At 59.5% G+C, this 26,685-nt stretch carries 18 protein-coding genes; 9 read left to right on the top strand and 9 right to left on the bottom strand.

What is annotated here, in order from left to right; genetic code table 11:
- Positions 1-230: 230 nt before the first annotated feature.
- From HNQ50_RS00595 to HNQ50_RS00575, 5 genes are all read right to left on the bottom strand, one after another.
- Positions 231-2,804, bottom strand: coding sequence for a pectate lyase-like domain-containing protein (locus HNQ50_RS00595; protein WP_221302928.1), 2,574 nt, complete (start codon positions 2,802-2,804; stop codon positions 231-233).
- A 656-nt stretch (positions 2,805-3,460) separates the two neighbouring features.
- Positions 3,461-4,351: a LysR substrate-binding domain-containing protein gene (locus tag HNQ50_RS00590; RefSeq protein ID WP_184096493.1), complete on the bottom strand. Its 891-nt coding sequence runs from the start codon at positions 4,349-4,351 to the stop codon at positions 3,461-3,463.
- A gap of 45 nt (positions 4,352-4,396) precedes the next feature.
- Positions 4,397-5,602: an L-2-hydroxyglutarate dehydrogenase gene (lhgD, locus tag HNQ50_RS00585; protein WP_308419114.1), complete on the bottom strand. Its 1,206-nt coding sequence runs from the start codon at positions 5,600-5,602 to the stop codon at positions 4,397-4,399.
- Complete coding sequence (gene glaH, locus HNQ50_RS00580; RefSeq protein ID WP_221302926.1) at positions 5,599-6,546, bottom strand: glutarate dioxygenase GlaH; 948 nt, start codon at positions 6,544-6,546, stop codon at positions 5,599-5,601. The genes lhgD and glaH overlap by 4 nt, the downstream gene beginning before the upstream one ends.
- A gap of 123 nt (positions 6,547-6,669) precedes the next feature.
- A complete protein-coding gene (locus HNQ50_RS00575; RefSeq protein ID WP_184096490.1) occupies positions 6,670-7,359 on the bottom strand; it encodes a sigma-70 family RNA polymerase sigma factor in 690 nt (229 codons plus the stop codon).
- Positions 7,360-7,522: 163 nt separating this feature from the next.
- On the opposite strand from HNQ50_RS00575, the gene clpP reads away from it, so the two are divergent.
- Positions 7,523-8,140: an ATP-dependent Clp endopeptidase proteolytic subunit ClpP gene (gene clpP, locus HNQ50_RS00570; protein WP_184096488.1), complete on the top strand. Its 618-nt coding sequence runs from the start codon at positions 7,523-7,525 to the stop codon at positions 8,138-8,140.
- A gap of 156 nt (positions 8,141-8,296) precedes the next feature.
- Here the strand turns inward: clpP and HNQ50_RS00565 are convergent, their stop codons facing one another.
- Positions 8,297-10,180 (bottom strand): methyl-accepting chemotaxis protein, encoded by a 1,884-nt coding sequence (locus HNQ50_RS00565; protein ID WP_184096486.1) that lies wholly within the window; start codon positions 10,178-10,180, stop codon positions 8,297-8,299.
- Between the two features lie 426 nt (positions 10,181-10,606).
- Between HNQ50_RS00565 and torT the strand changes: the two genes are divergently transcribed.
- From torT to HNQ50_RS00535, 6 genes are all read left to right on the top strand, one after another.
- Complete coding sequence (gene torT / locus HNQ50_RS00560) at positions 10,607-11,764, top strand: TMAO reductase system periplasmic protein TorT (RefSeq protein ID WP_184096484.1); 1,158 nt, start codon at positions 10,607-10,609, stop codon at positions 11,762-11,764.
- A 91-nt stretch (positions 11,765-11,855) separates the two neighbouring features.
- Positions 11,856-14,864, top strand: coding sequence for a putative bifunctional diguanylate cyclase/phosphodiesterase (locus HNQ50_RS00555; RefSeq protein WP_184096482.1), 3,009 nt, complete (start codon positions 11,856-11,858; stop codon positions 14,862-14,864).
- Positions 14,865-15,284: 420 nt separating this feature from the next.
- Entirely contained in the window at positions 15,285-17,225 is a 1,941-nt protein-coding gene (locus HNQ50_RS00550; RefSeq protein ID WP_184096480.1) for a hypothetical protein, read from the top strand.
- A 253-nt stretch (positions 17,226-17,478) separates the two neighbouring features.
- On the top strand, positions 17,479-17,901 hold the full coding sequence (locus HNQ50_RS00545; protein WP_184096478.1) for a universal stress protein: 423 nt from the start codon (positions 17,479-17,481) through the stop codon (positions 17,899-17,901).
- 12 nt (positions 17,902-17,913) lie between these two features.
- A complete protein-coding gene (locus HNQ50_RS00540) occupies positions 17,914-18,339 on the top strand; it encodes a universal stress protein (RefSeq protein WP_184096476.1) in 426 nt (141 codons plus the stop codon).
- Positions 18,340-18,446: 107 nt separating this feature from the next.
- A complete protein-coding gene (locus tag HNQ50_RS00535) occupies positions 18,447-19,475 on the top strand; it encodes a patatin-like phospholipase family protein (protein ID WP_184096474.1) in 1,029 nt (342 codons plus the stop codon).
- A 79-nt stretch (positions 19,476-19,554) separates the two neighbouring features.
- Here the strand turns inward: HNQ50_RS00535 and katG are convergent, their stop codons facing one another.
- Positions 19,555-21,732, bottom strand: a complete 2,178-nt coding sequence (gene katG / locus HNQ50_RS00530; RefSeq protein ID WP_184096472.1) for a catalase/peroxidase HPI — start codon at positions 21,730-21,732, stop codon at positions 19,555-19,557.
- A gap of 377 nt (positions 21,733-22,109) precedes the next feature.
- Here katG and HNQ50_RS00525 point away from each other — a divergent pair, with 377 nt between their 5' ends.
- Entirely contained in the window at positions 22,110-22,718 is a 609-nt protein-coding gene (locus HNQ50_RS00525; protein WP_246428521.1) for an alpha/beta fold hydrolase, read from the top strand.
- Between the two features lie 12 nt (positions 22,719-22,730).
- Here HNQ50_RS00525 and HNQ50_RS00520 read toward each other — a convergent pair whose 3' ends face one another.
- Positions 22,731-25,268, bottom strand: coding sequence for a bifunctional diguanylate cyclase/phosphodiesterase (locus HNQ50_RS00520; protein WP_184096468.1), 2,538 nt, complete (start codon positions 25,266-25,268; stop codon positions 22,731-22,733).
- A 312-nt stretch (positions 25,269-25,580) separates the two neighbouring features.
- Between HNQ50_RS00520 and HNQ50_RS00515 the strand changes: the two genes are divergently transcribed.
- Complete coding sequence (locus HNQ50_RS00515; RefSeq protein WP_184096466.1) at positions 25,581-25,769, top strand: hypothetical protein; 189 nt, start codon at positions 25,581-25,583, stop codon at positions 25,767-25,769.
- Between the two features lie 19 nt (positions 25,770-25,788).
- On the opposite strand, the gene HNQ50_RS00510 is transcribed toward HNQ50_RS00515, so the two are convergent.
- The gene (locus HNQ50_RS00510; RefSeq protein ID WP_184096464.1) at positions 25,789-26,640 is read right to left on the bottom strand and encodes an AraC family transcriptional regulator; all 852 of its coding nucleotides are present in this window, start codon (positions 26,638-26,640) and stop codon (positions 25,789-25,791) included.
- Positions 26,641-26,685: the final 45 nt, after the last annotated feature.

The raw sequence follows: 26,685 nt of genomic DNA, 5'->3' as shown, positions 1-26,685 counted from the left end.
AGGCGGAGCCGGGAATCCGGGGTCGCGATACCGAACTAGCACGTTGAAGCAGGGTCACCCCGGATTCTCACTGCGCTTCATCCGGGCTACCTGGCCTGACCGGCCACGGCAACCCAGGCACTGCAGCAGCATGACGCGGCCGGTACAAAACAAAACCCCGCACCTTGCGATGCGGGGTTCTTCATCAGCCTGGGTCAGGGCCAGGCGGCCCTGAGGGTTACCCGGCCAGATCAGGGATAGTTCAGCACGTTCTGCGGTTGGGTCGAAACACCCTGCGCGGTTGAACCTACGTTGTTGACCACATGGGTGATGGTCCCCACGCCACCCAGCGACACCGTGAACACATCATGCAGCGACACACCGGCCACATTGGGGACATCAAAGCTGTGGTTTTCATTCACGGCAGGGTTCACGTTGAAGTAGCAGTAGCTACCCAGGCCGTAACCCGTGTGAGAGGTCACGTTGCTGGCCACGTAATACGCAGGGTAGCCATTGTTGGTGGATGTGCTCATCCATGAGGCCTGGTCGGGTACATCGTACGGCAGTTCGTTCTGGAAGAAGATCGTCTCGCCACCCTGACCGTTCCACTGCACGTTGTACTTCTGGTAGTGCTCAACAAACAGGCCGGTCGCCAGCACGTTATTGCCGTTCACAATCACGCCTGTATCGGCCGTATTCACGGTCCACCCGGTCGGCGATACGCCATGATCGGCACGCCATGCCCAGATGTGATCGATCAGCACGTTGTTGCTGTTCACCGTCAGGCTGTTGGTGGCCTTGCCTGCCACGGCGCCACCGATGCGGAAATACACATCCTGAATCGAGGTCGGATCAGAAGCATGATTTGCCGACGACCCAGCCGTCCCCACGGTCAGCAGCGACGGGCTGTTCACCGTGCCCGCATCAAACAACAGGCCGGCAATGCGCACGCCGTTGACGTCATCCACTTGCATGGCGACGACACCGTTGTTCGGCACCAGGGTCGGGAAGCCAATACCCAGCACCACGGTGTCTGCGCGGGTGATATGGATAGGTGCCGACAATTGGTACGTGCCTGGCGTGAAGAACAGGTTCAGGCCTTGTGCCAGCGCCGCGTTGATGGTGGTCGATGTGTCGGTTGGCTGGACCACATAGAACTGGCTCATCGGAATGGCCGTGCCTGCGGTGGAACCGCTAATCCAGCTTGCGCCAGAAGCGTTGGTGCGCAGCGACGGGACAAACACCAGGTACTTACCCGAAGCCGTGTCGAAATACAGATACGGCTTGTCGCGGGATACCGGCGTGGTGGCGAGGGTGGTGTACGGGTTGCCGTTGCCATAAACCGCCGGGAACGATTGTGCCGGTGCGCCAGCGACGCCGGAGAACACCATATTCCATACGCCGTTTTGCCAGCCGCCGATATTGCTGTCGCGGGTGTACCACTGCTGCTGCGAACCCGAGGTGATCTGACCATCTACCTTGCTGTCCGCAATGTAGCCGCCGCTGGCATAACCCTGGCCATCACCCTGATTGGATGGGCCAAGAGTCAGGTTACCCACGATGTGGATACGGCGCATCGGCGCTGCCTGGGAGACAGACCAACGATCCGTACCACCGTCCGGCACGATCGCCATGTTTTCTGCCGAGCGCCAGAAGTTCTGCGTGGAATTGGACGTATCGCCATAGTTCCAGCCGCTATCGACATTCACATTACCAGTCAGTGTCACGTCGTCTGGATGCTGACCCAGACCCATCACCGACATGTAGAACGCCAGGTTGGCATAAACGCCGTTGTAGGTACCCGGCTTGAACAGGAAGGCATACCGTTGCGAGCCAAACTGGGCGTTGGGGTTATTCACCTGCGGGCTGAAGGCGTTGTTCAGCGCGGTCTGGATGGTCCCGATCGGCGTGCTGCTATCAAAAACCTGCACATTGGGGCCAAAGTTTGGCGTGTCAGAAGTGGGCGACGGTGCAGGCGTGGGTGTCGGCGCCGGGGTTGGTGCTGGCGTCGGCGCGGGCGTGGGGGCCGGTGTGGGTGCTGGCGTCGGCGCTGGTGTTGGCGCGGGTGTCGGAGCCGGCGTCGGCGTCGGCGTTGCACCAGAACCGGTGTAGGTGATGGTCTGTTGCGGTGTATCTGCGGCGGAGCCATTGGCCTGGCCGATGGTGAACGAATACACAATGGTGGCGTTAGCCGGCACGCCCGTGATCTGGTACGTATTGTTGGTGCCGCTATTGGTCATGCGCACGTTGATCTGACCGCCGCCATTCACCGTGTAATGGATATCCGCCCATGTCCCGCCATTGGCATAAAACGCGACAACGCCACCACTGAGCTGCGTTGCGCCATAAGAGGCTGCCGGTGTCGGCGCAGGGGTTGGTGCGGGTGTCGGTGCCGGCGTTGGCGCTGGTGTCGGAGCGGGTGTTGGTGTTGGCGTCGCAGCACCGGTATAGGTAAAGCTGGATGTTGCGGTATCAACGGCGGAACCATCGCTGGCGCCAATCGTGAATGAATAAGTGACCACTGCGTTAGCGGGGATACCCGTCACGGTATACGTGTTGTTGGTGCCGCTGTTGGTCATGCGCACATTCAGCTGACCGCCGCCGGCGACGGTGTAGTGGATATCCACCCAGGCAGCACCATTCACGTAAAACTGGACCTGGCCGCCCGCAAGCTGCGTGTAGCCGGTGGTGGCCGCCGCGTGGGCAGCGGGAGCCATCGTCGCCAAACCCACCGCCACCAACGGCGTCGGAATCGCGGTGATGGTCGCCAACGTCAATGCCAGCAAGCGTTGCCGGCCGGTTGCATTCTGATTGTTGCCTTGCATTTTTATCATCTCTCCGGTTCAGGTCGTACTGCATGAAATCGTTCTCATGGTTGTTTGAACCGCAAACTGACACAAGTAAATGCATTACCCTACAACAGGCGTTCGCCAATACAAGAATTGACTGACAATGCGGGATACGGCCGTAACGGGTTAAATTTAACTACACGTGTGCAGCCGACAAACGTGCAATTTCGGTGCATAAGAGGTGCAGAGATGCACCACACTGGAAAACAAAAATACAAATAGGATTCAGCAGCTTATGCATGAATTTTACGTTGCGTCGCAGCAATCCGTTGCAGCTCGCCCTGACTTTAAACCGGTTTTAGAGCCGTAGTGTTCTGTGTGCTTGAAACATCGAGGCTGGAGTGGCCTGGCCTGTTTTGCGCACTGAGATGAGCTGCCGGCCAGGCCATTTGTAAGCAAGGCCCGGCTTGGGCCGATAGGCCCTCGTTGCCAGTGTCCATCCAGCCCCGCACAGGTCTGCGTCAGGCAAAGTTGTATACCGTGAGCCATGCCTTGTTGCTGTTGGTTCAGTTGCTGGATGAAACCACGCAATCTGAGGTCTCTGCCGGGGCCATGTACGGTTTGCTGGAGCCGCAGCAAGCACGGTTGAGGATGTGGCGATATGCGCTGACCGGCGCATTGGTAGCAGGGCCCTACGCTTGCACCAGCGCCTGGGCAATCCGCCGCAGGTGCATGACCAGCGGCGAGTGTTCATTGCGGCGAAAAACCATGGTCAAGGCCGAGGTTTCATGCGCGTCGGCCAGCGGCAAATACACCACGCCAGGTATCTGCAAATGGGCCAGCGATGCCGGTACGGCAGCTACCCCGAAACCACTGGCGACCAGCGTCAGTGCGGTCATGAAATCACGCGTATGCAGACCCACGTGAGGGGTAAAGCCAGCCTGCTGCCCAATGGTCAGCAAATGTCGGGCAAAGCCGAACTCGCGTTGAAACTGGGGCGTGATGAAGGTTTCGTTGATCAGGTCTCTGGCTTGAACGGCCGGACTGCAGGCCAGTAGATGGTCATGCGGGAGCGCAATCATCAAGTGGTCCTGTAGTAGTTCAACGCGGTCAAACAGGTCTGGATCACCTGCTACCGTGCGGACGATGCAGGCATCAAGCTTGCCCTGATACAGGAGCTGGATCTGCAATGGGCTTTCCAGTTCTTGCAAGGTAATGCGCACGTCCGGAAATTGTTTGCGATACGCGGACAAAATGCCTTGCACCACCCCTGCGCAAGCCGCAGAAATGACATAGCCCATTTGCAACGTGCCCACCTCGCCGCGCCCGGCCCGGCGGGCGATCTGTTCGGTGCGGCTGGCTTGTTCCAGGGTATTGCGCGCTTCTGCCAGAAACAATTGTCCTGCAGCGGTCAGGGCCACACTGCGCTTGGTACGCGCAACCAGTCTGACGCCCAGTTGGCGCTCCAGCGTTTGCAGTTGCATGCTCAGTGCGGATGGCGCCAGATCAAGTGCTTCGGCCGCACGGGCAAAATGCAAGTGTTCAGCCAGGGTTACAAAGTAACGCAGTTGCCGCAGTTCCACGCCTGTCCTTGTTTCATCTCATGCATATGGGGCGCGGTTTGCCTCCTACAGCGGCACCTGTTCCGCCACATACCGCCCGATTTCAATCGATGCCGTCGCCGCCGGTGATGGCGCGTTGCAGATGTGGATACTACGATGCCCCGGCACGATCTGGAAATCATCCACCAGTTCACCGTTGGCTTTGAGCCCCTGGGCGCGGATACCGGCTGGCGCCGGGATCAGATCGTCCGCCGTGATTTCCGGAATCAACGCTTGCAAGCTGCGCACAAAGGCGGCTTTGCTCCAGGACCGCATCATCTCTTCGGCGCCCTCTTTCCAGTATTTGGCCGAGAGTTTCCAGAAACCAGGAAAACCCATTACTTCGGCCATATCACGCAGGTTGAAATCGGTTTTCTGATAACCCTCCCGCGCTAGCGCCAGTACGGCGTTAGGCCCGGCTTCCACATGGCCGCCGATCATGCGGGTGTAATGCACCCCCAGGAAGGGGAAGTCCGGGTTGGGTACCGGGTAAACCAGATGTTTGACCAGATGGCGGCGCGCGGGCTTGATCTCGTAATACTCGCCCCGGAACGGCACGATCTGCATCCGGGCGTCTACCCCACCCAGGCGGGCCACGCGGTCACTGTGCAGGCCGGCACAGTTGATCAGAAAACGAGTGGCGATGGCATCACCCGCCTGGGTGATCACGTCCAGCACATCGGTCTTTTCGCGAATGTGGGCCACCGGTGCGTTCAGACGGATTTCCCCACCATGGGCTGCAAACAGCGCGGCAAATTTTTCGCACACCTGCGTGTAATTGACGATCCCGGCAGAAGGCACCCGTATGGCTGCCAGACCACGCACATGCGGTTCAATCTGCGCCAGCGCCAGGGGCTCAAGCCGCTGGATGTCCAGTTCGTTTTCCAGCCCGCGTTGATAGAGCTTGTCCAGTTGGGGCAGTTCGGCGGTCCGGGTGGCGACAATCACCTTGCCGCACAACTCGTGCTCAATCTCGTGCTGCTGGCAAAATTCGACCATGGAGCGGTTACCGGCACGGGCAAACCGCGCTTTGAAACTGCCAGGCTTGTAATAGATACCAGAGTGAATCACCCCGCTGTTATGTCCGGTCTGGTGTTGTGCCAGCCCCGCTTCTTTTTCCAGAAGCACAATGCGGGCCCGCGGGAACCGCTGGCTGATCGCCATGGCGGTAGATAAACCGACGATCCCGCCGCCGACAATTGCAAAATCGTAGATCGCAGGAGAACCGTTCACACACCCTCCGCAAACTGGCCACGAATACGCATCAGCTCGCGATGCAATGCCGTGTTTTTCTCGAAAGGCGCGCGGCCATGTAGCCAAAAGAGGTTGTTCAGCATGATCAGATCCCCCACCGGCAACGGCAGCGCCGTCGTGCCCGGAGAGGCTTCCATGGCGTCTGACAAGGCTTTTAGCCAGGCGGCCTCTGCGATGGATTCCGGGTATACAAACTGATCAATAAAACAGATGCAAGGCTGGCCGTTGCGCAAAAAGAACGTGCGCCGCTGAATGCTCTGGCCCACATTTTTGCTGCCGGGAGCCTTGTAGGTGAAGGCATGGTTGCCTAGCGGATGCGCGGTAAAATCCGCCAGCTCCGCCCAGTCATCCAGGTGCAGCAAGCGCGACTCTCCGCCCACCGCGTTTTGCTCGGCAAATTTCATCATCAACAGCCAGTCGGTGGCTTCATCCACAAACGTGCCGTCGGTATGCAGCGTGAATAACCGGTACGCCTGACGCAGGTAAGAATCACTGCTATCGGTGTCCTTGACCACAAACCGCGCGTAATAGCTGCCTGACATGGAATCAAAATTGGGCAGCCCCGCCAGATGGGCAAATGCCGTCCCGAATTTGACGTAATCTGCCGGCGCAGCACTCACGCCCTGCAGCCCTGCGGTAAACCCGCCAGATGCTCTGTCTTGCAAGATGGCGCGTACGGTATGGCCAAAGTCTTCGCCCAGCAGGTTTTGTAGCGTCTGGGCCAGGGTAAAGCGGATAAAGGGCACGTACTCCAGGCGCTGGCAATCGATGTCGGCCGTGGCAGCCAGAAATTGCTCAATCACCGTGGGTTCAAACTCAATGTGATACAGCCTGGCATGCTGCGGGTGGGCAACAATGCGAAACCCAGCTGCAGTGCCAATAAACGTGGTGGTGCGCAGCGGATGAGTCATCGGGGCGTTCATGGATTGCTCCTGCCAAGAGATGAAACGAGTGTAGGCAGGGGGGCCGCAGGCCGACAATCACGGGCCGCGCCTGTTTAATTCAGTTTTTCTGAATTGTGCGGCGGTGAGGACATCAGCCCCGTTTTACGCCGCCATGGCCATGCAATACACCGCGTCATTGGCACTCATGCCGAAGTGGCATTGCGGGCCAGTCTGCGGCGGGTTGGTTGATGCGCCAAGCAGCGTCAATAAGGCCGGGACATCCTGGCCGTTGAGTGCGTTCTGAAACCGCTGTATCTGCTCGCGGCCCGGCGGTGTGCTGGCTGGCAATGCGGCCCCGGTTTGTGCCTCGCGCAGGCGCCGACGGGCGCGGGCCAGGTGCTGGCGAGCGTTGACGATGCTGATGCCCAGCACGGCGGCAATGTCGGCATGCTCGCATTCCAGCACTTCATGCAGGACCACGGCCAGGCGCTCTGCGGGTGATAGATGCGCCAGCAGCCCGGCCAGCGCTGCGCCCAGTTCAGCCCGGCGCAGTAACTCTTTTTCTGGTGAGGCAGGGTCATCTGCTGGCGTCAGCTCCTGGGCAGCCTGGGCGGTCAGCAGGTCACGGTGGCGTTTGCGCAGGCGGTCTATGGATTGGTGCTGCACTACGGTGGTCAGCCAGGCCACCGGCGTGCCCAGCGCGCTTTGGTCAGCGCTTTGCCACTTCAGAAAACAGTCTTGCACGATGTCTTCGGCTTCTGCCTCGCTGCCGACGATACGGTGGCTGATCGCTTTCAGGCGCGGGCGCAGGCGTTCAAACAGGGCGCCATCGGGATCGGTCGTGCGCGGCATTGGTTTTCTCCACAGACAGGGTGATGTGACATGACGTCTGGTCGTGAGCTGACGTGACACGCCAGGGCTATTTTTTTTGTAGCGTCACACGGCACCAGCGCCGGTGCGTCAAGCGGGCGAGACCTCTTCTCAACGCGCTTTACTTTGCTACGCAAGGACCATCATGACTGCTCATTTTCCTTCCGGACTGGGTCTTGTGCCCACTGTCATCGAACAAACCGGCGGCGGTGAACGCGCCTACGATATTTACTCCCGCCTGTTGAAAGAGCGGGTGATTTTTCTGGTGGGCGAAGTCACCGAGCAATCGGCCAATCTGGTTGTGGCCCAGATGTTGTTTCTGGAATCAGAAAACCCGGACAAGGATATTTCGCTCTATATCAACTCGCCGGGTGGTTCAGTGTATGCGGGCATGGCGGTCTACGACACCATGCAGTTTATCAAACCCGATGTATCGACCCTTTGCACCGGGATGGCGGCCAGCATGGGCTCGTTTTTGCTGACGGCCGGGGCGGTGGGCAAGCGTTATGCGCTGCCCAATGCGCGGCTGATGCTGCATCAACCGCACGGCGGGGCGCAGGGGGTGGCGGCGGATATTGAAATCCAGGCGCGTGAGGTGCTGTACCTGCGCCATCGGCTCAATACCATTTATGCCGAGCGCACCGGGCGCACGCTGGCGCAGATCGAGAAAGACCTGGACCGCGACCATTTCATGTCGGCGGCGGAAGGCGTTGATTATGGTCTGATCGATCATGTGCTGACGGTGCGAGCCCCCGGGCGTTAATGGCCCACTGGCCGAACACAATGGCGTCGCCGAAGGCGGGAATCCGGGGTGGCGACGTGGGCTACCTCTGAAAACCCTGGACGTTCTTGCCAGGATGGCCACCCTGGGTTCCCGCTCCGCTTCATCCGGGCTCCTCATACAATCTCACGGCGCTGTTCAGATATGAAACTTGCTGAACATCTGGCGCAAGAAAGTCGCCAGTTCGTTCAGATGCCGCACGCTGTCCGTAGCGCGCTGCAAAGAGGCATCGGTCTGCTGCATGCGCACGGTGATGTCTTCCGCACTTTGCGCCATCGCCGTCGTGGCTTGCTGTTGTTCTTTGGTCGAGAGCGCGATTTCCCCGATCTTGCGCATCACGCCATCCATGTTTTCGCGGATGGTGCCAATGTTGCCGGAGGCCTCGTTAGACAGCGCCACACCCCGTTGCACCACGGTGTGGGTGCGCTGCATGCTGCCTACCGCCGCAGCGGTTTCAGTCCGGATGGCGTCGATCATGCCGGTGATTTCCAGCGTGGCAGAACCCGTGCGCTCGGCCAGTTTGCGCACCTCATCGGCCACCACGGCAAAGCCTCGGCCTTGTTCGCCGGCGCGGGCGGCTTCAATGGCGGCGTTGAGCGCCAGCAGGTTGGTTTGATCGGCAATTTCCTTGATCACCTGGATGATGCTGCTGATTTCCTGGGAGCGCCGACTCAGGGTATCAAGCAGATTGGCCAGAGACTCTACCTCTTGCGATGATCTGCCCACTTCGTGCGCCACTTGTTGCACGGTGGCGGCAGATTCACCGGACAATTTGCCGGTGTTTTGCACCAGTTCATCGGCATCGGTGGCGTTGTCGGCAATATGCGTAATGCTGACGGTGATCTCTTCAATAGTCGCGGCGTTGGTGGCGGCCAGATCAGACAGCCGTTGCGAGTCATTGGCGAGATCACGCAGCACGCTGTTGATGCCTTCCACGCCAGAAGTCAGGCTATCGCTTTGTTGCTGGATATCACTGAACATACCGCGCAGTTGTTCGGTAAAGCGGTTGAAGGCCTGGGCGGTCTGGGCAATTTCATCCTGCCCGGCAATGTCGATCTTGCGGGTCAGGTCTCCCCCGCCTTGCGCAATCTCCTGCATGGCCGAACGCACGCGCAGCAAGCCCGACAACATATTGCCGATCAACAGGCTGGCCAGTGGCACCACCACCACCAGAACCAGCACCAGCGCGCCAATGCACAGGCCCAGCATCTGGTTCAACGGGGCCAGTGCGGCCGATTTATCGATCACCAGTGCCAGGTAAAGGTCTGATTGTTCAATCGGTTCCAGGTAAAAGAATTTCTGCTGGCCGCCAATGCTGGCCTCATGCAACTGACCGTCAGCAATCGATCCCAATTGATCTCCCGGCAAGTCTTTGGAGATATCCGATACCGACTTGAGCACCAGCGAGGTGTCACTGTGCGCCAGCACCTTGCCATCTTTGCCCACCAGGAAGGCATAACCGTCGCCGGTCAGCTTGATATTGAGGACATCTTTAACAAGGGCCGAGAGGTACACATCGCCCGCCACCACGCCTTTGAGTTGTTTGTCTGCCCCTTTGACCGGCGCGGCAAAAGACAGCGTCAGTTGTTTGGTCGAGGCGTCAATATACGGCGCGGTAAGGATCAGTTTGTCGTCACTGACCGCTTGCTTGTACCAGGGGCGACTGGTGGGATCGTAGCCCGCCGGCAGGTCCAGGTTATGCCCCTGGACCATCTGTCTGGCGGTGGTGCCAAAATAGACCGAATCAAAGGTAGAACTCTTTTCCGCCTGGGTAAGGATGGGTGTCGCGTCGGAGCTGGCCGCACCAATCATCTCGCCCACACCGGCAATCACCCGGCGTTTGTCGGCAATCCAGTTGCGCAGCACCACGTTATAGCCAAGGGCGACGCCCCTGATTTCGTTATTGAGCCCGGCCAGGATTTCTGTGCGCATTTTGTAATACGCCGCGCCGGCCAATAAAGAGGTGATCAACACCGTCAAGATCACCATGAAGACAATCAATCGTGCACGCAAGGAACGCATAGCCGAATACCCCCTCTCCCGAAAAACCTGCCTGTGGATTGCGTGTTTTTGAATGAAGCCAGAAATACGCTGCTTGCCGGGCTGATCCCGCCCTTTACTGACAGTTTAGGCAGCACTATTCATACTGCCTTACCAGATGCCGGATTTGTGTCTTACAGCCGTCAAGCGGCGGGCAAATCTGTAAACCTGTTGCAGATGGGCCAATCCGCAGGCCGTTACACACCCCGTTTGACCACCGCACCAGGCTGCTGAAACACAGCCTGGCCCGCAATGATTGGGCTGATAGCCGCCTGCCGCCCGCCAGTCTGGTTGTATTTCTCCGACGCCTTGCCAAACCGGATTGTAAAAAAATGCCGATATCATGGTGCTGCTGTATGCTGAATCAGCATCGGCATTCTTACTCAATCCCCTGGAATTTCCATCAAGATGGCGTTGTCCCAGTCTTTCTGCTGCCTTATTGCATGCCTGGCATGCCTCGGGATCGGGAATGCGGCCTGGGCGCAACCGGCAGAGCCCGGCATCACTGAATTTGCACCGGTCGAGATTATCTCTGTCGACGGGCTGCCCCACCCCGGCGTCACCGCAGATGACGCCCTGTCTGCCGGACGCAGCCACGCCTCCCGCTTTGTCATGGCGCGGCCGGCCACCCGGCCCTGGCGCATTGCGTTTTTGTTCCCGCATCTGAAAGACCCGTATTGGGTGGGCGCGGCTTATGGGGTGATGGCCGAGGCCAGCCGGCTTGGCGTCGCGGTCAATATCATTCCCGCCAGCGGCTATGACGATCTGATTAGCCAGTTGCGGCAGATGGATGACGCCATTGCCGCCCGTTACGACGCCATCGTGGTGTCGCCCATCAGTCTGAGCGCCAATGACGCCTCTATCGCCCGCGCCAGACAAGCCGGCATTCCGGTGTTCGAACTGGCCAATGACAGTACCAGTCCGGCCCTCACCCTCAAGGTCACCACGTCTTTGCTGGGCATGGGGCGCTCTGCCGTGCAATGGATCATCAAGGATGCGCAGCAGCGCGGTCTCAAGCATGTGGAGATCGGCCTGCTGCCCGGCCCCGCCGACGCGGGCTGGGTGAAGGGAGAGGTCAATGGCACACGCCTTGCGGTCGAAGATTCTCCCATTCCGATCAATATCGTCGATATTGAATATGGTGACAGCGACCGGATCATTCAGACGCAACTGGCGTCCCGTATGGTGGCCCACTACGGCAAGACGCTCGACTACATCATCGGTTGCACTGGCTGTGCGCCGGCGGCGTGGCTGCCGGTCAAAGAATCCCGGCTGGAGGGCAAAATCCGCATCGTCGCTTATGACCTCACGCGGGAAATTGCGCTCTCTGTCCGCAAAAAAGAAATTGTCGCCGCAGTGGATACCCGGGGGGTAAGCCAGGCGCGCGTGGTCACCAATGCGGTGGTGAATTATCTGGAGGGGCGCACCCCTCGCTCACCCCCTGTCATGCTGATCAAGCTGGGCCTGCTGGATGCGGCAAATTACAGTCACTATCCGTTCAATGCCTCCATACCACCGGATGACTATGTGCCGGTGTTGACCTACACGCCGCCCAACCGGAAATAGCCAGATGACTTTTGCCAACCCCTTGCCAACCCGCTGATCATGTTGAACGTTTGAATCGAGCCCGCTACCACAGCCGTAATATGAGTGCGCCATGAAAATCACCCGGCTAAAAAACCGGTTCCTGTCCGGCGCGATCCTGATCAGTGTCCTGCTTGCCGGCGCGTATACCCTTGCCGCGTCCTGGGTCATCAGCCAGCAGTACCAGAATCAGGCCAGGGATGTGCTGCACAAAGCCGCCAACCTGATTAACGACAATCTCAATACACAGCGCTTGTCCTTGCTGACCGGCTCACGCCAGTTAGCCACTCAGGGCAATCTGGGCACCACCCTCTGGTTTCTGACCCGCTACGCAGATACCGGTATCGACGAAGCCACCCTGACCGCCACCTACCGGCAACTGGTGGGTGATACCTGGCAAGCGGCCAAAACCGCTGAAGCCGATCAGGTTCTGGTGTACAACAGCCAGGGCAAGCTGGTGTCTTTTGCCTTGCTGGACAAAAAGGCAGACCAGTTTGGCTATGCCCAGGTTGCCCCGGTGCCGCTCTTCAAAGCAGCCAGCGCCCCGGCGGGCTCCAGCGCCAATATGGGGGATTTGCACAAGGTGGCCAAACCACCGCACCTGGCCGAGCAGTTTGACGGCCCGTTACCGCAACGGGAACAAACGGTTTACACGGTGGTGGACGGGCAACTGGCCGTTCAGACCCAGGTGCCGGTGCAAGGGCTGGTATTTGACGAAGCCGTCGGCACAGAAAAGCTCTCGCAAGAAGGGTTGGTGGTCATGACCCGTTTGCTGGATTTAGCCATGCTGACCCAGTGGCGACGGCTGACCGACACCGATATCAACGTGTTTGCCGGCAATAACCTGACCGTGGGCAGCGTGCCGGCCTACACGCGTCTGACCCACAGTGATGTCGTCATCACCGGGGCCGCCGCAGCCAGCGAAAATGATCTGACTGAGAACCTTGTCAATCGGGAAGGCTATTACCAGTACGTGGTCACGCTGGGAAACGGTCAGCATGCCATGGGTAGCCTGGCCATCTTGTGCTCGCGCCAGATCACCGCCGACGCCATCCGCCAGACCGTCCACATCCTGCTGTTCATCGCCGGGGTCAGCTTGTTGCTGAGTATTCCGTTTGCCATGTATCTGGCCTCGTCGATCTCTGGCCCCTTGAGCGCGCTGATCCGGATTTTCCGGCGCGTGGCGCACGATCCGGAAGATCATCTGGTGCAGCAAGAACTGGCGGCCCTCAAATCTGCCCCGGCCCGCCTGCGTGAGCTCTCTGTCCTGACCGACAGTTTCATTGCCATGAACGATGCCATTGGCCGCAAAATCAACCAAGTCAACAGTATCAACGCGTCGCTGGAACGCACGGTGGAAGAACGGACCGCCGCGTTAAGCGCGCGGGAAAGAGAGTTCCGTTCCCTGACCGAGAACTCCCCCGATACGGTAGCCCGCTACAACGCCGAGTGTCAGCGCATTTACGTCAACCCCGCGTTTGCCAATCAGTTTGCTGGCGGTGCGGCAGCACTGCTGGGCAAATCGCCCTCGCAAAGCCCAGGCGGGATCGATGCGGAAATCTATGAAGCGCATCTGCTCAAAGTCTTTGAAACCGGTCAGCTCGATCAATTTGAGCTCAAATGGCCGGGGCTGAACGACCAGTTGCGCGTTAGTCATATCCGCCTGGCCCCGGAAAAAAACCAGGCCGGCCAGGTCATGAGTGTGCTGGCCATTGGCCGCGATATTACCGAGCGTATCGAGTTTGAAGACATGGTCTGGAAACAGGCCAACTTTGACTTGCTGACCGGTTTGCCCAACCGGCAGATGTTCCATGATCGACTGGAGCACGAAGCCCGGGTCTGCCACCGCAACGGCCAGAATATGGTGCTGATGCTGATTGATCTTGATCACTTCAAAGAAGTGAACGACACGCTGGGCCATGACAAGGGCGACGTACTGCTGGTTGAAGCCGCGCGCCGCATTGGCAGTTGCGTGCGGGAGTCCGATACGGTGGCACGACTGGGCGGGGATGAGTTCACCGTGATTTTGTCCGGCCGGGATGCCGGTTTCGACGCCCAGGCCATCGACCGGGTGGCAGAAGATATCCTCAAGGCCCTGAGCGAACCCTTCCGGCTGGATGATCTGGACACCTATGTCTCGGCCAGTCTGGGGATCACGCTGTTCCCGCAAGATGCCCAGGACCTGGAAACCTTGTTCAAGAACGCCGATCAGGCCATGTACCGCGCCAAGAATCACGGCCGCAACCGCTATAGCTATTTCACCGCCGATCTGCACGAGCAAGCCCAGCGCCGCATGCGGCTGATCAGCGATCTGCGTGCCGCGCTGGCGGCACAGCAGTTCCGGGTGTACTACCAGCCCATTGTGGATCTGGCTGACGGGCAGGTGTTCAAGGCAGAAGCCTTGATCCGCTGGCAACACCCCGCTCTGGGCATGATCGAACCCGGCCAGTTCATTACGGTGGCAGAAGATACGGGGCTGATCATTCCTATTGGCGATTGGGTGTTCGAGCAAGCGTTGAATCAGGTGAATCAATGGCGCTGCCAATACCGGCCGGACTTTCAGATCAGTGTGAACAAATCACCGGTGCAGATTCGGCAGGCCGATAAAACCAGTTCTGGCTGGGTACAGCATCTGGAACAACGCCAGTTTCCAGGCGATGGTATCTGTATTGAAATTACTGAAGGGCTATTGCTGAATACGGAACCTGGCACGCTTAAAAAATTGCGTGAATATCGGGCCGCCGGTATCCAGGTGGCGATTGACGATTTTGGTACCGGCTATTCGTCACTGACTTATTTGAAGAAATTCAATATTGATTATCTGAAGATTGACCGCGTATTTATTGCCCACCTGGAAACCGATGCCAATGATCAGGCGCTGTGCGAAGCCATTATCGTCATGGCACACAAGCTGGGCCTGAAAGTCATTGCAGAAGGCGTCGAAACTGACGAGCAACGCCGCATCCTGCAACACGCCGGCTGTGATTATGCGCAGGGATTTTTCTATGGGCGTCCCGTGCCGGCTGACGAATTTGCAGCGCGCTGGTTAGCCGCCGGCGACGGACACAGCCCCATACGCTGAGGCCGGCCGGCCAGCACGCTGGCCATTCTTTCCCCCTCTGGCGGTGATCTACCGCCCCTTCCAAAGCACGCCGCTCTGGCCATTTTGTGGGGCCCGATTTGTCATCTGTGTGACACATTGGGACCCCGTCGCACGCCTCTGGCACGGCGTTCGTCTCTGGATTACAACACCCGTCAAGTCTGACAACATACATAAGCAAGAACAATGTATAAAACACACCGGGCGAATGAAACAAACCAGATACAAACTTGCCCGAAAAAACAAAACATTGTTCAAAAAACATAGAACAAGAACGTCAATCCGCACTCCTGAAGTTGAAAACAGCAACCCATCACAATGGAACCGGGACAACGCCGCGTTGTGCCCCGGCTATCCATGGCTATTTCCAGAAAATATCCGGATTGCAACAGGAAGGCGACAATGAAAAAACCAATGATGTTCAAGCGCGTAATGCCGGCGTTGCTGGCATTGGCTTTAGCCGCATGCGGCGGGGGTGGCAGCAGTAGTAGTAGTGATAGCACGGCGACGAGCTCGCCCTCTGCCAGCAACAATGCCGGTGGCACTCTGGTCATGGCCGGCCTGGCCGCCAAGGGTGCGGCCATGCCCAAAGCCGCCATCACCCTGAGCGACAGCAAAGGCAATCAACTCACCACCACGGCCGATATTGGCGGCCACTATGTCTTGATGGTGGATTTGAGCAAGTTCACGCCGCCGTTTGGCCTGCTGGCACAAGACCCCAGTGGCGGGTCTGAAAACCAGGTGTCCCTGCTGGCCGCCGTACCCGCCAACGGGCAAAGCGCCATCGTCAACATCACTCCGCTGACCACCGCCGTGACCGCAGGTAGTCTGAGTACCGGCAAGCCGGCAGACGTGGCCAACCCAGCGGTACTGGCCCAGGTCACCGCCGCCAATGTCACCGCCGCCAACAGCGCTATTACGGCGCTGCTGCAAAACCTGGTGAGTGATGCCGGCCTGTCTGGCAACGTGGATCTGATTGGTAAAACATTCGCGGCCAATCACACCGGCATTGACCAGTTGCTGGATGAAATCACCGTCTTGCCCGCAGGGTCTGGCGTGCAACTGATCAACAAGCTCAATCTGGCCGGCAGCAATCAGGTGCAGGTCATCAACCAGACCGCCGTGGCCAGCGGCACGCTGACCAGCACGCCCTTTACCATCGACTTCCCGTCCAGCACGGTTGCGCCCAGCGCATTTGCCAATATCAAGAGTGCCTGGCAGGGTTGCTTTCTGTACCCTGTGGCGCAGCGCGTGCCCACGCCCGGTACGCTCAACAGCTATTGCCGGAATGCCGTAGCCTCCACCTATCTGGATAACGGCTACGATTTTTACGACGACTTTTCCGGCTGGTTAAACAACAGCGATATCGTTAACCCGCTGATGGATGACCCGGTCATTCAATATGCCATCTCGACCACCAAAGTGGTGCTGCACCTGACGCTAAGAGACTCTACCGGCATGGCCCACAGCACCAACCTTGTGGCGCAGAATATCGGGGGCCTGTGGCAGATCACGGGCAACCAGTTGCCGTATGACGTCTCTGTCGGCGGCATTCTGGAATATGACGTCAACAACACCGGGACCGCGGCCCAAACCGCCGCTTACCGTTCCGAGCTGTACGCCTCCTTCACCACCGGCGGTAGCTCGCCCAATCCGGCCAATACGCAATATGTGGTGGTCACTGGCCCGGGTATTGCGCAAGCGCTGGTGCTGGCACCCAACCCGTCCATTGCCGGCATTGGGTACTGGCCGATCGATAACCACACGGGTACGGCGGTCACCTCCACCACCGGCAGTAGCGACACCTACAAACTGGGCCGGGTGCAGATCAATGCCGACGGTTCGTTGACCACGCTGGCCAACCCCAGCGGCGCCACCTGGGCACCAGCCAGCCCGGATTACAGCGTCTTTAATGGTTATCCGGCCTACACCTTTGTGCTGCATTTCAGTGATGGCACCACAGCGACGATCCAGAAGCGCATGTCTGATGGTCCCGTGGCGCCAGCCAATGGTGCAGGTTTTGCATGGAACACCCTCTCGACGCAAACGGCCTCGGTGCTGATTGGAGATCAACCCGTGTTACCTTCGTTGGGGGTGAGCTGGACCAATGTGCTGGGCGCGGACCCCATCAGCAAGGTGGAATTTACCGCCTCGACCGGCACCTCCGGCGCGCAAAATACGGCAACGGTCGCCAGCCTGGCCAACACGGTTACCCTTGTGCCGCCGAGCGGTGTCAGTGCCTTCCCGGCCCTGAGTGTCGCGGCAGGCGGATATCGCTGGTTGCAACTGGATTACCTGACGCCGGGGTCCGTTGCGCGGCATGCGGTCTATAACTCCAACTGATCGCATCAGGCTGTGGATTGATGACGTTTGAAACACAAAAAGCCGGGCCCGATGGTCCGGCTTTTTGCTGTCCAGTGCCTCCATCCCCAGCCGATTAAGACAAATACTATTTACATTCAAAAACATAACCCTGGGTGCTACCGTGTAGCCATCAGCTACCGCCGGCCTGTCACGACCCGTTTTTGCAATCCGTTGTCCGCTCCCGCCTCAGGCCCGCCGCAGTGCACTTTTTCCCCGCATCACGGAGGTGTTCATGACTACCCTGTTGATCCCAGTCGACGGTTCGGCTCACTCGCTACGCGCAGTTGAACGTGCGCTGCAATTCAAACAGCAAGAACAATGGACCGATCTGGTGCTGCTCAGCGTGGCCCCGTTGCTGCTTGGGCGCACTCGCGGCTTCTTTACCACCACCCAACTTAACCTCTTGTACGAGCGGCAAACCGAAGAAATGCAAAAAGCCGCCAGAGCCCTGCTGGATAAAGCCAGTCAACCCTACAACGCCATGGTGGTGCCCGGTACCCCGGTCGATGCCATTCTGGCTGTCGCTGACGAAGTGGGCGCGGCACAGATCTACATGGGTACTCGCGGCCATGGGGCGGCAGCTTCCATTCTGTTGGGATCGGTCGCCAACCGGGTGGCCTCGCTAGCCCGTATTCCCGTCACGCTGGTCAACTAAGCGGAGGTCTTTATGTCTACGATCCTGGTCCCGGTTGATGGCTCTGCCGCCGCCATGCATGCCATGCAGTTTGCGGCCCGGTTGGCGCTGCACGATTCGTCCCTGAAATTGCAGTTGCTCAATGTGCAGTCCCCCACGCTGGCGGGCTCTTTGCTGGAAGGCATAGGGAGCACCGTACCCTTGCACCAGATCATGCGTGAACAAGGTGAGGCGGTGCTGGAGCCCTATGTCAAAGAACTGACGGGGCGCGGTATTCCCTTTGATGCCCAGGTCAGAAACGGCCGTGCTGCCGATGTGATCTGCAATCACGCGCGCAGCCACAATGCCCTGCGTATTGTCATGGGCACAGCCGGCACGCCGGCCAGCAATTATCTGTTTGGATCGGTGGCCTACGCCGTGGTGGCGGAGTCCCCGGTGCCGGTCACGCTGGTCAAATAAGCCCGAAGCCGGTCCCGTTGTCTATGCTGGTCACAGCTTGAGCAGTCCTTGAGTTGGCCTGGCATCTGTGCCAGTATTTGTGCAGTGCAGCAAACATAGGGATCACCATGTTCGGGCGCAGTCATGGCAAACCGGTATTAAGTCTGGCCTTGCAAGGCGGCGGCGCGCACGGGGCGTTTACCTGGGGAGTGCTGGACGCCCTGCTGGAGGCTGGCCATTACCGGATTGAAGGTATCAGCGGCACCAGTGCGGGGGCCATGAATGCCATGGCGGTGGCGCAGGGCCTGACTATGGGCGGACCGGATTACGCGCGGGAAATGCTGGCAGCGTTCTGGCAACGCGTGGCCGACAGCCTGCCCAAAGAAATGACACAGCCCCTTGGCACCGACCTGAATGCGCCGGTGGGTATGCAGATGGTGTTTCACCTGACCCGGTGGTTTTCGCCCTACCAGCTCAACCCGCTTGATTACAACCCGCTGCGCAAGATCATTGAGTCTTTGTTTGACTTTGAGATTATCCGCCGCGCCCAGATCAAGCTGTTTGTGGCGGCCACCAACGCCAATACCGGCCATTTGAAGTTGTTCCAGAATGCCGAACTCTCAGCCGACGCCTTGTTGGCATCGGCCTGTCTGCCCTCTTTGCAACAAGCGGTCATGATTGATGGCGAGGCCTACTGGGACGGTGGTTATGCCGCCAACCCGGCCGTGTTCCCGCTATTCAAGTTCTGCGAGAGCGACGACATTTTGCTGGTGCTGCTGGCCCCGCTGGTGTACGGCGAGACCCCCAGAACTGCCAGCGACATCCAGCGCCGCGCCATGATGCTGGGCTTTAACAGCGCGTTCTTGCGCGAGATGCGGCTATTTGCACTGTTGCAGGAAATGGCACAAGACGCCGGCCTGATCCATGGTCAACTGGAGCGCCAACTGCGCAGCATGCGCTTTCACGCCATCCAGACCCATCCTGCCCTGGCCGAACTGGACCCGAATACCCAGGCCACCACGCACGGCCCGTTTCTGACCTGGCTGCGGGATGAAGGGCGCAGTGCCGCACACGCGTGGCTGCAGGCGCACGGGCATGAAGTGGGTCGGCGCAGCACGCTGGACCTCAAAGACTTGTTTCTGAAGGAATGGCCCTGAGCGCGTGGCCTGCGTCGCCCCAAACAAAACGGCCGGTATCTCTACCGGCCGTTTTTATGCGCAAGCTAACAGCAGGGTATTACTTCTTGAGATCAAAACGGTCCAGATGCATGACCTTGCTCCAGGCTTTGGCAAAGTCGGTGACAAACCGGGCTTTGGCATCCGCACTGCCATACACCTCGGCCAGGGCGCGTAATTGCGCATTGGAGCCAAACACCAGATCCGCGCGGGTGCCGGTCCATTTCACCTGGCCGGTTTTGCGATCCGTCCCCTCATACAGGTCTTTCGCCTCGGACGTGGCTTTCCACGCCGTGCCCATATCCAGCAGGTTCACAAAGAAGTCATTGCTCAATGTTCCCGGATGGTTGGTAAAGACCCCATGCTTGGTGCCGCCGACATTGGTATCGAGCACGCGCAGGCCACCAATCAGCACGGTCAGTTCCGGCGCGCTCAAGGTCAGCAGACGGGCTTTGTCGATCAGCAAGGCTTCGGCCGAAATCTTGAACTGGCCGGCCAGATAGTTGCGAAAACCATCCGCCACGGGCTCGAGCACCGCAAACGACTCGACGTCGGTCTGATCCTGACTGGCATCTGCCCGGCCCGGCCAGAATGGTACGCTGACCGTGTGGCCTGCCTTTTGGGCGGCATCTTCCACAGCGCCACTGCCCGCCAGCACAATCAAATCCGCCAGCGAGACTTTCTTGCCGCCGCTTTGGGTCTGGTTGAAGTCGGTCTGGATGGCCTGAAGCGCGCTCAGTACCCTGGCTAATTGTTCCGGCTGATTCACCGCCCAGTCTTTTTGCGGGGCGAGGCGAATATGCGCGCCATTGGCACCACCGCGCTTATCGGTGCCACGGAACGTAGCCGCCGCCGCCCAGGCCGTGGACACCAGTTGCGATGTCGTCAGGCCGGACGCCAGCACTTTGGCCTTGAGCGCAGCGATGTCGTTAGCATCAATCAGCGGATGATCCACCGGCGGCAACGGGTCTTGCCAGATCAGCGCTTCGGCAGGGACCTCCGGTCCCAGGTAACGGGCGCGCGGCCCCATGTCCCGGTGCGTGAGCTTGAACCAGGCGCGGGCGAAAGCATCCGCAAACTGGTCCGGGTTTTCGTAGAAGCGACGGGCAATTTTCTCGTAGGCCGGGTCGGCGCGCAGAGCAATGTCGGTGGTCAGCATGGAAGGCGCGCGACGGCGGCTGGCGTCATGCGGGTCCGGAATGGAATTGGCTCCGGCACCGCCTTTGGGTTGCCACTGGTGCGCACCGGCCGGACTCTTGGTCAGCTCCCATTCATAACCAAACAGGTTCCAGAAAAAGTTGCTGCTCCATTTGGTGGGCGTACTGGTCCAGATCACTTCCAGGCCGCTGGTGATGGCATCGCCGCCCACACCCGTGCCGTAACTGCTACGCCAGCCCAGCCCTTGCTCGGCCAGGTCTGCACCTTCCGGCTCGACCCCCACGTGGCTGGCCGGGCCGGCGCCGTGGGTTTTACCAAAGGTGTGGCCGCCCGCGATGAGCGCCACGGTTTCTTCGTCATTCATGGCCATGCGGGCAAAGGTTTCGCGGATATCGCGCGCGGCGGCCAGCGGGTCCGGGTTGCCATTGGGGCCTTCCGGATTCACGTAGATCAAACCCATCTGCACGGCGCCCAGCGGGTTTTCCAGGTCACGGTCACCCGAGTAACGCTGATCATCCAGCCAGACTTTCTCGCTACCCCAGTAAATGTCGTCATCCGGTTCCCACACGTCTTCACGGCCGCCAGCAAAACCAAACGTCTTGAAGCCCATGGTTTCCAGGGCGACGTTACCGGTCAGGATGATCAGATCAGCCCAGGAGATACTGCGGCCGTATTTTTGCTTCACCGGCCAGATCAAGCGCCGCGCTTTGTCCAGGCTGACGTTATCCGGCCAGCTATTGAGCGGCGCGAAACGTTGCTGACCCGAGCCCGCACCACCGCGCCCGTCGCTGATGCGATAGGTGCCGGCACTGTGCCAGGCCATGCGGATAAACAGCGGGCCATAATGCCCCCAATCTGCCGGCCACCAGTCTTGCGATTGCGTCATGACTTCGGCCAGATCACGCTTTACGGCGGCCAGATCAAGGCTGTTGAAGGCGGCGGCATAGTCGAAGTCCGCACCCAGCGGGTCTGACACTGGCGAATGCTGATGCAACGCATTGACGTTCAGCTGATTGGGCCACCAGTCCCGATTGGACGGGCCAGCACCATGGTTGAAAGGACACTTGGATTCAGTCGACATCTGTTTTCACCTCGATCGTTATGGCTCAAAGCTCTCGCTACGGCTACGCGGCGGAGACGGCTAGACCAGCCTGGGTCTTTTTAACCGGCATTGGAAATAGATTAATTCGATGGTCAGCGAATAAAAAAACTAACGCCGCACTGACAGCGGCGCTGAACCAGCGCTTTTTGGCAACGTAATCAACACTTAAGCCCGCCCGCCTGTTTGACCGGCAAACCCTGCCAGTGTCCGCAACCCCCTGCGGAAAAACGCCACCCGTTTGATCTATAGCAGACTAATCTTTCCGGTACCTGCGCAACGACCAGGTACGCCCCGCCGAATGCGGCCCACCCACAGTGGTATGCTCAAGCCTGATTTTCTGAATGGAAGCGGGCCCCATGCCTGACAAAATCCTGTTCCTGCCAGGTGCCTCCGGCAACACGCAATTCTGGCAACCCGTAGCCCAGGCGTTGCCCCACCCGGCAGAGAAAATCCACATGGGCTGGCCCGGTTTTGGCGATACCCCGCCCCGGCCAGACGTGCATGGGCTGGCCGATCTGGCAGGGTTGGTGAAACGGGAACTGAATGGTCCGACAGCGCTGGTCGCGCAATCCATGGGGGGCGTGGTGGCGGTGCTGGCTGCGCTGCAAAACCCGCAGCAGATTACGCATCTGGTGCTGACGGCGACTTCTGGCGGAGTGGATACGGCCCGCCTGGGTGCGCAAGACTGGCGCGCAGAATTTGCCCGCAACAACCCTGGTTTGCCGGATTGGTTTGGATCATGGCAGACCGATTTGTCAGCCCGGCTGACCACGCTGGCCATCCCCACCCTGTTGCTGTGGGGCGATGCCGACCCGATCAGCCCGGTGGCAGTGGGTGAGCATCTGGCCCGCTTGCTCCCCAGGGCGGAGCTGCATGTGTTTACTGGCGGGGATCACGGGTTTGCCAACAGCATGGCGGCAGACATTGCCCCGTTGATTGCCCGGCATCTGGCCCCCACGGCCTGAACGAGGGGCCGCTTACTGGCCAGGCCAGCGGATATCAGCCAGCGGCACCGGGCGGCCAAACCAGTAGCCCTGGGCGTGGCTGCAACCCATTTCCCGCAGGCGTCGGGCCTGGTCTTCGGTTTCCACCCCTTCGGCAACGGCGGTGACACCAAAACCGCGCGCCATGTGCAGCACGGCCGCGACCACGGCGGTGTCTTGTGGAGACACACAGATATTGTCCACAAAGCTCTTGTCGATCTTCAGGCAATCAAACGGCAACGTCCCCAGATAAGACAGCGACGAATAACCGGTGCCGAAGTCATCAATGGCGATCTTCACACCCAGATTGCGAATCTGCCGCAAGCGCTCCACGGTTTGACCGCCCTGCTCAATCAGCACGGATTCCGTCAACTCCAGGGTCAGATGTCCCGGCGGCAAGCCGCTTTCCTGCAGGGCATGGCGTAGCGTGGCAATAAAGTCAGACTGGATCAGTTGCCGTGCAGACACGTTCACATGCAGTTCAAAGTCTGCAGGCAGCGTATCGAGACGGCCGGCGATGTCCCGGGTGGCCGTGCGCAGTACCCAGTCGCCCAGCGCCAGGATCAGGTCCGAGTTCTCGGCAATGGGGATAAACATGGCCGGGGGCACCAGACCGCGCGTGGGGCTTTGCCAGCGGACCAGGGCCTCGAGGCCGCTGATCTGGCCGTCCGCCATATTGACCACTGGCTGGTAGTGCACCAGGAACTGGTTCTGGTCCAGCGCCTGACGCAGATCACTGGTCAGGCGGGAAACTTCGCGCAGACGTTCCAGCATGGCGGGCTCAAACACCACGGAGGACATGCGCGCGCGCCGCTTGGCCTCGCCCATCGCGACACTGGCATTGCGCAGCCATTCCGGCAGGTGATCTGACGACAACAGCCCTTCCACCACGCCAACCGAAGCACTGACCATCACTTCGTCATCGCCAGAGGTAAACGGCGTGGCGAACAGCGCCAGCACCTGCGCGCCGGCTTCATCGGCCGGCATGGTCGGGTCCATACAGATCACGGCAAATTCGTCGCCGCCTATGCGCGCCAGCAAGGCCAGGCAAGGCAGATGGTTGCGCATGCGCTCTGCCACTGCCTGCAACAGCCGACTGCTGGTGTCATACCCCAGGTTATCGTTGATGCTGCGGAATCCATCCAGCCCGATCAGACAGAGAATGGCGGGCCGTGGCTCTGGCCAGTTCACTTCTTCCAGCAAACCCTGGCGGGTCAGCAACTGGGTCAGACCATCCAGCCGCAGTTGGTCGCGCATGGTATTGAAAGCCAGGTCTACCTGCCGCGCCATGGTGTTGAAGGCTTTGACCAGCGTGGCGGTTTCACGAATGGGGCTGCGGGTATTGATCTTGGCCAGCCAGTCGCCCTGCGCCAGCCGGTTGGCGGCCTGCGCAGTACGGTGAATGGGTCGGGTTACCCAGCCGATCACCCATAAACAGAGCAGCAAGCCGGTAATGGCCAGGCCAGCCAGCAAAATACCCGCCCGCCGCGTGCTGGCGCGGATATCGCCCACCAGGTCAGAATCCGGTACCAGCGTGACAATGCGCCAACGCAGGCCGCGCTGGTCAAAAAACGGGGTAACACGGCCGCTATAAGCCTTGCCATCGAGCGTGTCATGAAAGCTGACCGATTGATCTTGCGGGGTTTGCGCAACCCAGGCCGCCGCCACCCGCAGCACCGGGTCGTCACTTTGCGCCAGGCTCAGCCGCTGGCCGCGCGCGATACCGCCGTGACCATCCGACAGCACCGGACTATCACCCGATTGCGCAATCAATACGCCCTGGGCATCGGTAATGGCAATTGAACCTGATCCGCGCAGGGATTCATCCCGCAAGAAGCGGTTCAGGTCACTCAGTTTAATGTCCGCATCGACCACGCCAATCAATTGCCCGGCCACCTTGACCGGGCTGGCCGCGCTGATGGTGACTTCGGCAAACTCATCGTAATTGGCATAGATATCTGACCAGCCCGCTTTGCCGGACTGGGCAAACGGCGCATACCACGGCCGGGTGCGTGGATCGTAGCCAGGAAAAGACGCGGCGGTGGCGCCAGGCGCGTTTTCTTTGTAGATCAGCAACTGCCCCTGGGTTGAGGCATCAGACAGCATCAGGTTGTAGTGATTGTCCTTGCGCCGCACCCCGGCAAAGTCGCCATGGCTACCACCAAACGACATCACGCTGATCTGGGGTTGGTCCTGATAAAGGTCGCGAAAGGTGCCGACAATATGGCGGTAAACCGGCTCCATATTGCCCGGCGTGTAGAGCTTGTAACGGACAATGGCATCCCCCAGCGCTTGTTGCGCCGCAAAGGGGACTTCCAGGAAATTGGTCAGGCGGTTGCGGGTCGTGACCGTCAGGGCATCCAGCAAGCGGATGCTGGTGGTGTCGATCAAGCGGGCCGAATTGTCATGCTGGGTGATCTCTTGAAAGCCCACCGATGCAATCAATATCAATGCCACGGGCAGCGTGATCGCCAGCCTTAAGGGAATTGAAAAGCGGCCTGGTTTGGCGCCAGATCGTTCAGGTTGGCTCATAGCCGCTGCGGGACCCCAGGGAAGATGAGTATTCGTCTCATCATTGAGCATTTCACAACGCCTGACCAGCATAGTTGCAGAGTGTTGCATGTTGAAAACAGCGTCAGGCCGGATCAATCACACACACCTCAGGCGCCGCGATAATACCCGGCTGTCATGTTGCCGTACAACCAGGGTGAATGCCTGGTGTGGCGTAGCGGAATCATCCATATCTGCGCACAGCCTCTTTTTCTGCGCGCCAGGGCATGCGCCATCGTGCAGCATCAGACCGGAAGCTGAGTTGATTGCTGATCACCAACCCGAGATACCCGCATGTCCACCTGCCCCCTGCGCTGCCCCGGCTTTTTATATGCCAGACCCTGCGTGGCTGTGATCCCGCCAGCACGCATGGATTGGCGATTACGCGCCTTGCTGTGGCTATGTGAACGGGCACGCTGGCATGATCTGGCCGCCCTGTTGCGCGGCCTGCCCGACAGCAACGAGGCCTTTGTGTTCTTTTGATTGCGGGGCAAGCCCGGCGTCACCCCTCCCGCAGCAGGTCTCGCGGCCGTATGCCCAGCAACCGCCCCATCCAGTGCGCCATATGACTCTGGTGCGCAAATCCGGCCTCCAGTGCAATCTGGCTGGCTGAGAGTTTGCCCGCCAGCAGCAGATGCCTGGCCAGTTCCACCCGCCGTTGCACGATATACCGATGCACCGGCACCCCCAGTGTCGCTTTGAACTGCACCTTGAAATGCGGCACAGATAAATCCACCAGCGCGGCCAGTTCTGTCAACGTCAGGCGCTGGTCCAGATGGCTTTCAATGTAATCCACCACCCGTGCGGCAGTCCGCGGGGTCAAGGCGTAGCGCCGGTTCTGCAGTGATGGCGCATCGCCCAGCAGTCGCACCACCATGGCCGTACACAGACTCTCGGCCAGCAACGGGTCTGAGGTTTCGGCGGCTTCCAGTTCGGCCTGTAACGCCCAGGCCATATGCTGAAAACGGGTATCGCGCAGTTGTAGTTGCGGCTGCAAAGACCGTTGTGCCGGTTTCAGTGCCAGTTGTTCACCCGTGGCGCGCACAAAATCATCACTCAGCCAGATGCGCAAGATGGTGCAATTGGCGTCGTCAGTCCATTGGCCATCTACCCCGGCAGGAATAATGTCTGCATCGCCATGCGCCTGAATCCGCGCCTGGCGGCGGCCATCACAAGCACAATTGGCGCGCACCGGGCTGCCGACATGCACGCCAATACGGTGCTGTGCGCCGCCCGGTATGCGGTGCGTGCCCTGTCCGACCCCGACCAGCGCGGCGCCAAAGCCGTGCCAGCCCAAGCCGTCACTATTGCGCAGACTGATGGTGGAACCAGGTGTCGGGGTCATGACAGGCATAGGGAGTCCTTTTCAACCAGATCAGTGTACCGGGCCCGGCAACGG

It is taken from the genome of Silvimonas terrae (assembly GCF_014202765.1).
Classification (GTDB): Bacteria; Pseudomonadota; Gammaproteobacteria; order Burkholderiales; family Chitinibacteraceae; genus Silvimonas; species Silvimonas terrae.
This window is presented reverse-complemented; position numbering and strand designations above follow the sequence as displayed.